This window comes from Mycobacterium sp. E136 (genome assembly GCF_001666865.1).
Classification (GTDB): Bacteria; Actinomycetota; Actinomycetes; order Mycobacteriales; family Mycobacteriaceae; genus Mycobacterium.
Genome location: NZ_LZJE01000062.1, coordinates 50,294 through 61,515, shown reverse-complemented (window position 1 = coordinate 61,515; position 11,222 = coordinate 50,294). Strand labels below are relative to the sequence as shown.

General features: G+C 67.3%; 10 protein-coding genes. 9 read left to right on the top strand and 1 reads right to left on the bottom strand.

Annotated elements, in window-relative coordinates; genetic code table 11:
* Positions 1-330: 330 nt before the first annotated feature.
* From A5698_RS04775 to pncA, 8 genes are all read left to right on the top strand, one after another.
* Complete coding sequence (locus tag A5698_RS04775) at positions 331-1,008, top strand: EspK C-terminal domain-containing protein (RefSeq protein WP_067084791.1); 678 nt, start codon at positions 331-333, stop codon at positions 1,006-1,008.
* A 60-nt stretch (positions 1,009-1,068) separates the two neighbouring features.
* The gene (locus A5698_RS04770) at positions 1,069-2,247 is read left to right on the top strand and encodes an alcohol dehydrogenase catalytic domain-containing protein (protein ID WP_067084793.1); all 1,179 of its coding nucleotides are present in this window, start codon (positions 1,069-1,071) and stop codon (positions 2,245-2,247) included.
* A gap of 5 nt (positions 2,248-2,252) precedes the next feature.
* Positions 2,253-3,734, top strand: coding sequence for an aminotransferase class I/II-fold pyridoxal phosphate-dependent enzyme (locus A5698_RS04765; RefSeq protein WP_068293853.1), 1,482 nt, complete (start codon positions 2,253-2,255; stop codon positions 3,732-3,734).
* 82 nt (positions 3,735-3,816) lie between these two features.
* Positions 3,817-5,667 carry a hypothetical protein gene (locus A5698_RS04760; RefSeq protein ID WP_068293850.1) on the top strand — a complete coding sequence of 617 codons (1,851 nt, stop codon included), beginning with the start codon at positions 3,817-3,819 and terminating at the stop codon, positions 5,665-5,667.
* Complete coding sequence (locus A5698_RS28860; RefSeq protein WP_197500588.1) at positions 5,664-5,834, top strand: hypothetical protein; 171 nt, start codon at positions 5,664-5,666, stop codon at positions 5,832-5,834. Before A5698_RS04760 ends, A5698_RS28860 begins: the two co-directional genes overlap by 4 nt.
* Before the next feature lie 26 nt (positions 5,835-5,860).
* Entirely contained in the window at positions 5,861-6,247 is a 387-nt protein-coding gene (locus A5698_RS04755; protein WP_068293868.1) for a hypothetical protein, read from the top strand.
* A 2-nt stretch (positions 6,248-6,249) separates the two neighbouring features.
* Entirely contained in the window at positions 6,250-7,578 is a 1,329-nt protein-coding gene (locus tag A5698_RS04750) for a hypothetical protein (RefSeq protein ID WP_068293848.1), read from the top strand.
* 11 nt (positions 7,579-7,589) lie between these two features.
* Positions 7,590-8,141 carry a pyrazinamidase PncA gene (pncA, locus tag A5698_RS04745; RefSeq protein ID WP_068293845.1) on the top strand — a complete coding sequence of 184 codons (552 nt, stop codon included), beginning with the start codon at positions 7,590-7,592 and terminating at the stop codon, positions 8,139-8,141.
* Here pncA and A5698_RS04740 read toward each other — a convergent pair.
* Positions 8,138-8,959, bottom strand: a complete 822-nt coding sequence (locus tag A5698_RS04740; protein ID WP_084792259.1) for an enoyl-CoA hydratase/isomerase family protein — start codon at positions 8,957-8,959, stop codon at positions 8,138-8,140. The two genes, pncA and A5698_RS04740, sit on opposite strands and share 4 nt — an antisense overlap.
* 109 nt (positions 8,960-9,068) lie before the next feature.
* On the opposite strand from A5698_RS04740, the gene glgX reads away from it, so the two are divergent.
* Positions 9,069-11,216 carry a glycogen debranching protein GlgX gene (glgX, locus tag A5698_RS04735; protein WP_068293837.1) on the top strand — a complete coding sequence of 716 codons (2,148 nt, stop codon included), beginning with the start codon at positions 9,069-9,071 and terminating at the stop codon, positions 11,214-11,216.
* Positions 11,217-11,222 lie beyond the last annotated feature (6 nt).

The window sequence follows — 11,222 nt, the reverse complement described above, 5'->3', positions numbered from 1 at the left end:
CGACCGCCGACACCGCCCGCAGTCGATGGGCCGACTCCACCTGGTCGATGAACAACATCTCGCCGCCACGCCCCACCCGTACCGCTGGGTCCCCCACCGACTCCTCCACCGGCCGCACCCGTCGCTCCCGCCGCCAACGTCGGCCCCGGCGCAGCCGCGAGCACCGCCGGCCCCGGTGCGAGCACTGTCGGCGCTCCTGCGCCCGTTCCGGTTTCAGCCGCACGCGCCCAACGCGAAGCCATCGCCGCCGCTACCCGGCGCCCCTCCGGCACTGATCCCACCCAACTCGCTCAACGTGTCGCCGCAGCACTCAACGTCGACAACACCGACATGGGCTTCTTCTGGGTCACCGGCCTCGCGAAGGACGGCACCATCGTCGTCGCCAACAACTACGGTCTCGGATATATACCCGATGATGTCAAGCTGCCCGACCGCGTCAAGATGGCCACCGCCGACGAAGCCATCCCCGCACACGTCCGCGGCTCCTGGGCGACGTATCCCATTCTTGCGCTTCATGGTTGGGCTCAACACCACAACACCGACTTGCGCGCGGTCATCGCCACCGAGGACCAGTTCAACGGCTTCGACCCCGGTGCCCCCCGAATCGTCCTGCGTCCCGACGACATTCCGGACAACGGCCGCATGGAGGGCCGCCACCGCCTTCAGGTGATATCCCCCGACGCGGCAAGCAAATTGGCCGCCATCACACCAACCGGGCTCAGCGAGGTCCTGCCACCTGCGCCCACCGACGCCACGCCGCCTGAGGATCGCCGCGCTCTGCTGTGGTTCGAGGTCTTCCGTCCACTGCTCAGCAACGCACCCGACCGCGGTCGCGTCCAACTGCTGTGCTTCGTCGACTACGCCGACCACGCCCAGGAACTTGCCCTACACCGGGCGCACACCGCGACGGAAGCCGCCGACCAACGCGCCGCGATCGCCGACTGGATCTACTGGCAGCACCTGAGCGTCCTCATGCAAGACGCCATTTCCACCGGCGCCACCGTCTGACCCCACGTTTGGTAACCGCCCGAATGGGCACGCCTCCCTCAGACCATTGAGGAGGCGCCCATGCGAGCAGTCACGTGGCAGGGTCGTCGGAAGGTTTCCGTCGACAACGTGCCCGATCCGGCGATCAAGGAACCCACCGACGCGATCATCCGGGTCACCAGCACCAACATCTGCGGCTCGGACCTCCACCTCTACGAGGTGCTCGGCGCATTCATGAACGCCGGCGACATCCTCGGACACGAAGCGATGGGCGTCGTCGAAGAGGTCGGGCGCGAGGTCGACGGCCTGCAACCCGGCGACCGCGTCGTCATCCCGTTCAACATCTCCTGCGGCCACTGCTTCATGTGCGACCACGGCCTGCAGAGCCAGTGCGAGACGACCCAGAACCGCGACCAGGGCACCGGCGCCGCGCTGTTCGGCTACTCCAAGCTCTACGGCGAGGTCGCCGGCGGTCAGGCCGAGTACCTGCGCGTCCCCCAAGCCCAGTACACCCACATCAAGGTCCCCGACGACGGACCCGACGACCGTTACGTCTACCTCTCTGACGTCCTGCCCACCGCATGGCAGGCCGTCGAATATGCGGCGGTGCCCGACGGCGGCACCCTGGTCGTCCTCGGCTTGGGACCGATCGGCTCGATGGCGTGCCGGATCGCCGCACACCGCAAGGGCTGCAAGGTCATCGGCGTCGATCTCGTCGACGAGCGGCTCTCCCGCGCACGCGCCTACTGCGACGAGCTCATCGATCTCCGTACCGATGACGCCGACGAAATCGTCAAGAGTCACACCGACGGTCGCGGCGCCGATTCCGTCATCGACGCCGTCGGCATGGAGGCGCACGGCTCGCCCGTCGCCGAGACCCTGCAGACCGCCAGCGGCTTCCTCCCGTCCCCGGTCGGCCGCGTCGTGATGAAGAACGCCGGCGTCGACCGGCTCGCCGCCCTCAATTCCGCGATCGCGCTCGTCCGTCGCGGCGGCACCATCTCGCTGTCCGGCGTCTACGGCGGCGCCGCCGACCCGATCAACATGATGACGTTGTTCGACAAGCAGATTCAGATGCGAATGGGTCAGGCCAACGTCAAGAAATGGGTGCCGGACATCCTGCCGCTGCTGACCCCCGAAGATCCGCTGGGCGTCGAACAATTCGCCACCCACCGACTGCCGCTCGACGACGCGCCCGGCGCGTACGAAACCTTCCAGAAGAAGGAAGACGGCATGGTCAAGGTCATCCTCAAGCCCTGATGCCGATGGATCAGTCCGAAGCTCCGCTGCTCGACGCGCTCGCCGACTACCGACGGCAGAACCGTTACGGCTTCACCCCGCCGGGTCACCGGCAGGGCCGCGGCACGGACCAGCGCGTGCTCGACGTGATCGGCCCGCAGGCCTTCGCCGACGACCTCCTCGCCAACGGCGGGCTCGACGATCGCCGCAGCAGCAACGGATACCTCTCGCGCGCCGAGGATCTCATGGCCGAAGCCGTGGGCGCCGGCGCTGCCTGGTTCTCCACCTGCGGTAGCTCGCTGTCGGTGAAGGCAGCGATGATGGCGGTCGCAGGCGGTGGCTCCAGCGGCATCACCGACGGCGGGGGCCTGCTCGTCCCCCGCGACAGCCACAAGTCCATCGTCGCCGGACTCATCTTCTCCGGCGTTCAACCGCGCTGGGTCACCCCGCGGTGGGACGCCGAGCGGCACTTCAGCCATCCTCCGTCCCCCGACGATTTCCGTCGCGCCTGGGACGAACACCCCGACGCCGCAGGCGCACTCGTCGTCTGCCCGAGCCCGTACGGCACCTGCACCGACCTGCGCGCGGTCGCCGACGTCTGCCACGAACGCGGCAAGCCGCTGATCGTCGACGAGGCCTGGGGCGCACACCTTCCGTTCCACGAAGATCTACCGACGTGGGCGATGGACGCCGGCGCCGACGTCTGCGTCGTCAGCGTGCACAAGATGGGCGCCGGGTTCGAGCAGGGCTCCGTCTTCCACCTACAGGGCGATCTCATCGACCAGGACCGGCTCTCGGCGTGCGCCGATCTGTTGATGACCACCAGCCCGAACGTGCTGATGTATGCCGCCATGGATGGCTGGCGTCGGCAGATGGTCGAGCACGGTCACGAGTTGCTCGGCAACGCGCTCGAACTCGCACGCCGGCTCCGCCACGAGATCGACCTCATCCCCGACGTCGCCGTGATGGAGGACGATCTGCTCGGCGCCGAGGCGTCTCACGACCTCGACCGGATGCAGATTCTGATCGACGTCTCGGGCACCGGCACCACGGGCTACCAGACACACGACTGGCTGCGCACCCACAAACACATCGACGTCGGGATGAGCGATCACCGCCGCATCCTGGTTACCTTGTCCTTCGCCGACGACAAGGCCACCGGCGAGCGACTGCTCGACGCGCTGACGGCGTGGCGCAGGGCAGCCGAGGATTTCGACCCGCCGACTCCGATGCGCCTTCCATCCCCGGAGGAGATCCAGCTCGAATCGGTGCAGTTGCCCCGCGATGCCTTCTTCGGGCGGGTCGAAGACGTGCCCGTGGACAACGCGAGCGGACGGATCTGCGCCGAGCAGATCACTCCCTACCCGCCCGGAATCCCCGCCGTCGTCCCCGGTGAGCGGCTCAACGACGCGGTCATCGACTATCTGCGGACCGGTCTGCAGGCAGGGATGAACATCCCTGACGCAGCCGATACAACGCTCGAGACAATTCGCGTTGTCGCTACCTGATACCCCTGGTTTCGGTATCGCGGGTTCTGGCAACATTACCGACCAGTAAGGAGTTTCCTCCGAGATTCGGCAGGTGGGGCATATGACGAGTACGTGGAGAGCTTCAGAGATTTCGGTGCTGGCCCAGAGTGAGGGCGGCGGCGCCGCACTCAACGAGATCATCGGTCTGACCGCCGTCGCCGCGGTCGTCGCCGCGTTGATGCTGTGGGTCGGCTGGATGCACCGAACGCACAAGATCGACTGGCTGGCCCGCCTGGGCGACTGGTCCGGACGCCGCTTCAAGCGACCGTCATGGGTCGCCATGCCGATCGCGATCTTCGTCGCGTCGATCATCTGCGCGCTGTTCGGGTTCATTTGGGACGTCAGCCTGCACATCGGCAATGGACGCGACGACGGCGCGCTGGCCAACCCCGCGCACTACTTCATCCTCATCGGCCTGTTCGGCATCTTCGTCGCCGGCTGCACCGCGGTCGTGCTGCCGCGCGGCGAGGAGGAAAAGCCCGGCCCCGCCGCGGTGCGCATCACCGACCACTGGTACGCCCCGGTCGGTGGCTTGGTGATGGCCGGCTGCGGGCTCTACGCCCTGATGGGCTTCCCGCTCGACGACGTCTGGCACCGCATCTTCGGACAGGACGTCACACTGTGGGGGCCGACCCACCTGATGATGATCGGCGGCGCGGGCTTCTCCACGCTTGCGGCGGCCTACCTCGAACTCGAAGGCAAGCGGGTGCGGGGGCCGGATTCACCGCCCGACGGCATCGGCCTGAAGTTCATCCAGTACCTGGCGTTCGCCGGTGTCCTCATCGGCATGTCCGTCTACCAGATCGAATTCGACTTCGGCGTCCCGCAGTTCCGGCAGGTCTTCCAGCCGATGCTGATCGCCGCCGCCGCGGCGCTCGCGCTGGTCGCCGCGCGTATCTACCTCGGTCGCGGCGCCGCGCTCATCTCCGCGGTCATCGCCGTCGGCCTGCGCGGAATCGTCGCCTTCCTGGTCGCCCCGGTGCTCGACGCCCCGGTCAACTGGTTCCCGCTCTACCTCGGCGCTGCCGTCGTTGTCGAACTGGTTGCTCTGACGCCGCTGTACAAGCGTCCGGTGGTCTTCGGAGCGGTTGCCGGCCTCGCCGTGGGCACCGTCGGCCTGTGGCTGGAGTCGCTGTGGATCAACAGCGTCTATCACTTGCCGTGGCACACCAGCATCTGGCCCGAGGCGCTGGCGATGGCGGTGCCCGTCGCGATCCTCACCGGCGCGTGCGGTGCGATGATCGGGATGGTGCTCACCGAGCAGCGGCTCCCGCGCCGGGCCGTGGGCATCGGCCTCGTCGCCTTGACGGTGCTCGCCATCGGCGGTGCGGCCGCCAACGGCCTGCGGTACGAGGTGCCCGAAAACGCCAACGCGACAATCGTTTTGACCGACGTGCCCAGCGACGACGGGGCACGGTACGCCACCGCCGACGTGCAGATCACGCCCGCCAACCTGCTGAGCGAGGATCCGAACTGGGTGTCGGTGCTCGCGTGGCAGGGCAGGCTGGAGAACCAGCGCGGGATGTTCGTCGACAACCTCGAGCTGGTCGGGCCCGGCCACTACCGCTCCACGAAGCCGATGCCGGTCTCCGGCGAGTGGAAGACGCTTCTGCGCGTCCACGACGGCCGAATGCTGACGGCGGTGCCGGTCTACCTGGCCGGTGACCCGGGTATCGGCGCGCAGGAAGTGCCCGCCGAGGCGTCGATGACGCGTCCGTTCGTCTCCGAGGTCACGATCCTGCAGCGCGAGCGCAGCCCGGACATTCCGGCGTCGCTGTGGCTGATCGGGTGCCTCGTGGTGCTCGTGTGCTCGCTGGCCATGGTCACGGGAGTGACCTGGGGCGGCGGCCGCATCAACCGGAGCGAGCCCAGCGGCAGTGAAGCCAAGCTCGAGCCGAGCGCGCAATCATGACGGCCGGTACAGCCGACGCCGACGTCCTGATCCTCGCCGACCACTCGGTGTGGATCGCGGTGCCCGCCTTCGCTCCTGCGATCGTCGTCGCCGGGGTGGTGGTCTACATCGCGATGAAGAACCGACGCAAACGAGAAGCCCGATCCGACGGGGAGACCAACACGTGAAACCGATCCACACTGCGATTTGCGTCATGGCCGCGGTGACGCTGCTCGTCGCCGGTTGCGGCGGCTCGCGCAACGACACCGAAAGCAACGGTCCCGCCGAGTCGACGGCGGCACCGGCGGACATGCCGGATCAGCAGCGGCCGACCGATCGCGTCAGCATCGACGTCTCCATCGAGGGCGGCAAGGTCGACCCGACCAACGCCCGAGTGCAAGCGAAGGTCGGTGAGCCGATCGTGCTGCGGGTCAACAGCGACGCCGCGGACGAACTCCACGTCCACTCGGTGCCCGAGCACACCTTCAAGGTGGATCCCAAGCCCGGCCAACAGTTCCAGTTCACGGTCGACGTGCCCGGCAACGTGGAGATCGAGCTGCACGAGCTGAATCGCGTCGTCGCCACGGTGCAAGTCCAGTAGCGATGCGGGAACCGACGGTTTCCGTACTGGCACACGGCCTCGGTGGCTCGACCGACCTGCCGATCCCCTACACCTATGCACTGGTCGGCGCGGCGTGGGCGTTGACGTTCACCTTCGCGGTGGTGGCGCTGGCGTGGAAGAAGCCCAAGTTCGATCCCGCCAATTCGGTTCGCCCGCTTCCTCGTTGGGTCACGACGATCGTCGACGCACCGGCCACCCGGTGGGCCCTTGCCCTCGCTGGGCTGGTGTTCGCGGTGTGGGTAGGCGTCGCCGCCGTCTTCGGCCCTCAGAACAACCAAAACCCGTTACCCGGTGTCTTCTATGTGTTGCTCTGGGTGGGCCTGGTGGCGGTGTCGCTGATCATCGGGCCGGTGTGGCGCGCGATATCGCCTGTGCGGACGGTGCTTCGGCTGTTGGGCGGGCGGTCGCGCGCGCTGGCCTACCCCGCGTGGCTGGGCTACTGGCCCGCCGTGTTCGGCCTGTTCGCGTTCGTCTGGCTGGAGCTCGCCAGCCCCGATCCCGGTTCGCTCAACGCGATTCGTATCTGGCTGCTGGTCTACCTGGTCGTCACTCTGGCCGGGGCACTGCTGTGCGGTGAGCGGTGGTGCACGCGGGCCGACCCGTTCGAGATGTACAGCGTGGTGGCCTCGCGGCTCTCCCCGTTTCGCCGCGACCCTGCGACCGGCCGAGTCGCCATCGGCAACCCGTTCGACCATCTCCCGTCGCTGCCGGTGCGCCCGGGCGTCGTCGCCGTCATGGCCGTCCTGCTCGGATCGACTGCGTTCGACAGCTTCTCGGCGATGCCGGTATGGCGGAACTTCGTCGACGACCACTCCTCCTCGACGCTCACCGCGACCCTGATCAAGACCGTCGGCTTGTTGACGTTCGCGGCGGTGGTCGCGGCGACGTTCTCGCTCGCCTCGATCGCCACCGGCGGGGTCGACCGCAACCAGCGCCGCCGGTTGCCCGGCGAGATGGCGCACTCGCTGATCCCGATCGTCATCGGCTACGTGTTCGCCCACTACCTGACGTATCTGGTGGAGCGCGGACAGCAGACGATCATCCTGCTCGCTGATCCACTGGGTCGCGGTTGGAACCTGTTCTGGCTGCACGACGCCGAGGTCAGCTACTTCCTTTCGCAGCATCCGGCGGTGCTGGCCACGCTCAAGGTCGGCTTCGTCGTGGCCGGACACGTCGCCGCCGTCCTCGCGGCGCACGACCGCGCCCTGCGCCTGCTTCCGTCGGGCCATCAGCTGACCGGGCAACTGGCGATGATGCTGGTGATGGTCGGCTACACATTCACCGGGCTGTACCTGCTGTTCGGCGGGTAGCGTCAAAGGGCATGAGGGCACTCATCATCGTCGACGTGCAGAACGACTTCTGCGAGGGCGGATCGCTGGCCGTCACCGGCGGCACCGACGTGGCCCGCAACATCAGCGCGCTCCTCGCGAACCAGACCGACTACGCACACGTGGTGGCCACCAAGGACTTTCACATCGACCCCGGCGACCACTGCTCCGACAACCCCGACTTCGTGAACTCCTGGCCGAGGCACTGCGTCGTCGGCACCACCGGCGCCGACTTTCACCCGCAGTTCTCCTCCGACGCGGTCGAAGCCGTCTTCACCAAGGGCGAATACGCGGCGGCCTACAGCGGTTTCGAGGGGACCGACGAGAACGGCACCTCGCTGGCTGAGTGGCTGCGTCAGCGCGGCGTCGACGAGGTCGACGTGGTCGGTATCGCTACCGACTACTGCGTGCGCGCGACGGCGTCCGACGCCGCCGCCAACGGGTTCACGACCCGCGTGCTGTTGGACCTGACCGCGGGGGTCGCCGCGGAGTCCACCGCCAAGGCCGTCGAAGACCTGCGCGTGGCGGGCGTCGTGATCGCCTAACACTCCGCCGTCGGGTCTACCGGCTTGCCCGTCCACACCGGCGCTCTGCGCTGCATGAATGCGCGCACGCCCTCCTTGGCGTCCTCGTGCCCCATCAGTCGCAGGTGGATCTCGGTCTCGCGATCGCCGACCGCGGGCCGGTCCAGGTCGGACGAATCCCACAGCAGGCGCTTGCTGGCTGCCACCGACATGGGGGCGGTGTTCACCGCGATGTCGCGGGCGAGTTTGCGCGCGGCCGGGAGCACCTCGTCGGCGGGCAGCACACGGCTACCGAGCCCCAGCTCCACCGCGCGCACTCCGTCGAAAGTGGCACCGCCGAGCAGTATTTCGGCCGCGTTGGCGATGCCGACCAACCGCGGCAGGACCCAGTGTGAGTACGCGTCGCCGACGACCCCGCGCCGCACCTGCACGACGCCATAGCGGCCCTCGGCGGCGAAGAACCGGATGTCGCACTGCAGCGCCAGCGTCAGGCCCAGCCCGATCGCGTGGCCGTTGACCGCCGCGATGACCGGCTTGGGCAGCGTCCACGCGGGCACGTCGATGCCCGCCGCGCTGAACCCGGCCCCCGGCGCGGCGAAGGTGTCCTCACCGGGCGCCAGGTCGGCACCGGCGCAGAACGCCGGCGGAGCGCCGGTCAGCACGATCACCCGGATGCGGTCGTCGTGGCCGAGGGTTCGGTACGCGTCGGCGAGTTCCTCACGCATACCGTCGCCGACGGCGTTGCGCTGCCGCGGCCGATTCAGGGTGATGGTCGCCACGCCGTCGTCGACGTCGGTCAGCAGCGTCCGGTAACCGGGCAGGTCGGGGCGGGCGGACACGCGTTTCTCCTGGTTCGTGTGATTTTGATGCCGAGTTGGTTGTGATGCTGCCGCATCGGGCACACCCGTATCGTTCCGTTGTGAGTTGTGTCGTCGTCTGGAGTGAGAATTGACCCAAGCCCCCGCCCCCCAAGCCGCGTCCCATGAGGTCTGGCCGGGTAAGGCCTACCCGCTCGGCGCGACCTATGACGGGACGGGCACCAACTTCGCGGTGTTCAGTGAGGCGGCCGAGAAGGTCGAGCTGTGTCTGTTCGACACCGACGGCACCGAGACCCGGATAACGCTTCCCGAGAACGACGCGTTCGTCTGGCACGGCTTCATCCCGAACATCGAGCCCGGTCAGCGGTACGGCTACCGCGTGCACGGCACCTACGACCCGCCGACCGGTCAGCGCTGCAACCCGAACAAGCTGCTGCTCGACCCGTACTCGAAGGCCATCGACGGCAACTTCGACTGGAACCAGTCGCTCTTCAGCTACAACTTCGGCGACCCCGACAGCCGCAACGACGACGATTCCGCGGCGAGCATGCCGAAGTCGGTGGTCATCAACCCGTACTTCGACTGGGGCAACGACCGGCCGCCGGACTACGAGTACGCCGACTCGGTCATCTACGAGGCGCACGTCAAGGGCCTCACGCAGACGCATCCCGACATCCCCGAGAACATCCGCGGGACGTATTCGGCCGTGGCACACCCGGTGATCATCGAGCATCTGCAGTCGCTCGGCGTGACGGCGATCGAACTGCTGCCGGTGCATCACTTCGCCAACGACTCCACACTGATCGACAAGGGCCTGTCGAACTACTGGGGCTACAACACGATCGGGTTCCTCGCGCCGGACTCCAAGTACAGCTCCAGCCCGAACCCCGGCGGTCAGGTGCAGGAGTTCAAGGCGATGGTCCGCGCGCTGCACGAGGCCGGCATCGAGGTGATCCTCGACGTGGTCTACAACCACACCGCCGAGGGCAACCACATGGGCCCGACGCTGTCCATGCGTGGCATCGACAACGGCGCGTACTACCGGCTGGTCGAGGACGACAAGCGGTATTACATGGACTACACCGGAACCGGCAACAGCCTCAACGTCGGCCATCCGCATTCGCTTCAGCTGATCATGGACTCACTTCGGTACTGGGTCACCGAGATGCATGTCGACGGGTTCCGTTTCGACCTGGCCTCGACGTTGGCCCGCGAGTTCTACGATGTCGACCGGCTGTCGACGTTCTTCGAACTCGTACAACAGGATCCGACCGTCAGCCAGGTCAAGCTGATCGCCGAACCGTGGGACGTCGGCCCCGGTGGCTATCAGGTCGGCAACTTCCCGCCGCAGTGGACGGAGTGGAACGGCAAGTACCGCGACACGGTTCGCGACTACTGGCGCGGTGAGCCGGCGACGCTCGACGAACTCGCTTACCGCTTAACGGGTTCGGCCGACCTCTACGAGCAGACCGGTCGGCGACCCGTCGCGTCCATCAACTTCGTCATCGCCCACGACGGGTTCACGCTTCGCGATCTGGTGTCCTACAACGAGAAGCACAACGAGGCCAACGGCGAGGACAACAACGACGGCGAAAGCCACAACCGGTCCTGGAACTGCGGTGTCGAAGGGCCGACCGACGACCCCGAGGTGAACGCGTTGCGCGCCCGCCAACAGCGCAATTTCCTTACCACACTGTTGCTTTCGCAGGGCGTGCCGATGATCGCCCACGGTGACGAGCTCGGCCGCACCCAGCAGGGCAACAACAACGTTTACTGCCAGGACAACGAACTGTCGTGGATCGACTGGGACAACCCCGACACCGATCTGATGGAATTCACCCGCAAGGTGTCGGCGCTGCGCGCGGCGCACCCGGTGTTCCGTCGGCGCCGGTTCTTCTCCGGGCGTCCGGTGCGCCAGCGCGGTGATGACGGACTTCCCGACATCGCCTGGTTCGCGCCCGACGGCTCCGAGATGAGCGACGAGGACTGGGAGACCGGTTACGCCAAGTCAATCGCGGTGTACCTCAACGGCAACGGCATCCCCGACCGCGATGTGCGCGGCCAGCGCATCGTCGACGACTCGTTCGTGTTGTGCTTCAACGCCCACTACGAGCCGATCGATTTCGTGTTGCCGGAGAAGAAGTTCGGCGACTCCTGGATCTCGGTGATCGACTCGGCGGCCGACGGCGACGACGAACCGGCGCCGGTCGGCGCCGGGCAAAAGGTGTCCGTCGCCGCACGCTCGGTCATCGTGCTGCAGGCTGCCCCGGAGGAGTAACCGCCG

What these genes read in the sequence shown, in the direction of transcription:
- A5698_RS04765 (WP_068293853.1), top strand. Translation starts at nt 2,253, where the DNA reads ATGGATCAGTCCGAAGCTCCGCTGCTCGACGCGCTCGCCGACTACCGA.
- A5698_RS04770 (WP_067084793.1), top strand. Translation starts at nt 1,069, where the DNA reads ATGCGAGCAGTCACGTGGCAGGGTCGTCGGAAGGTTTCCGTCGACAAC.
- A5698_RS04760 (WP_068293850.1), top strand. Translation starts at nt 3,817, where the DNA reads ATGACGAGTACGTGGAGAGCTTCAGAGATTTCGGTGCTGGCCCAGAGT.
- A5698_RS04755 (WP_068293868.1), top strand. Translation starts at nt 5,861, where the DNA reads ATGGCCGCGGTGACGCTGCTCGTCGCCGGTTGCGGCGGCTCGCGCAAC.
- pncA (WP_068293845.1), top strand. Translation starts at nt 7,590, where the DNA reads ATGAGGGCACTCATCATCGTCGACGTGCAGAACGACTTCTGCGAGGGC.
- A5698_RS04750 (WP_068293848.1), top strand. Translation starts at nt 6,250, where the DNA reads ATGCGGGAACCGACGGTTTCCGTACTGGCACACGGCCTCGGTGGCTCG.
- A5698_RS04775 (WP_067084791.1), top strand. Translation starts at nt 331, where the DNA reads ATGGGCTTCTTCTGGGTCACCGGCCTCGCGAAGGACGGCACCATCGTC.
- A5698_RS28860 (WP_197500588.1), top strand. Translation starts at nt 5,664, where the DNA reads ATGACGGCCGGTACAGCCGACGCCGACGTCCTGATCCTCGCCGACCAC.